Genomic DNA, 317 nt, shown 5'->3' on the forward strand with positions numbered 1-317 from the left:
CTAATACTAATAGCTCGAGGACTTATCCAATTTTCATTGAGCGCAGCTTTTGGCAAGTATTGTGAGGTTTGAGTAGTTATTCAATTTTGAGTTGACAAGGCAATAAGATATTGTAAGTTAATTCAGCTAGTTAAGTGACGATAGCCTAGGAGATACACCTGTACCCATGCCGAACACAGTAGTTAAGCCCTAGAACGCCGGAAGTAGTTGGGGGTTGCCCCCTGTGAGATATGGAAGTCGCTTAGCTTTTATCCGCCATAGCTCAGTTGGTAGTAGCGCATGACTGTTAATCATGATGTCGTAGGTTCGAGTCCTAC

The 317-nt window shown here is 43.2% G+C and carries 1 rRNA gene; it reads left to right on the top strand.

The annotated features are described in order from the left end of the window. Positions 1-130 precede the first annotated feature (130 nt). Positions 131-246 (top strand): 5S ribosomal RNA (gene rrf / locus A0739_RS09755). Positions 247-317 lie beyond the last annotated feature (71 nt).

The organism is Streptococcus oralis (genome assembly GCF_001588645.1).
Classification (GTDB): domain Bacteria; phylum Bacillota; class Bacilli; order Lactobacillales; family Streptococcaceae; genus Streptococcus; species Streptococcus oralis_AB.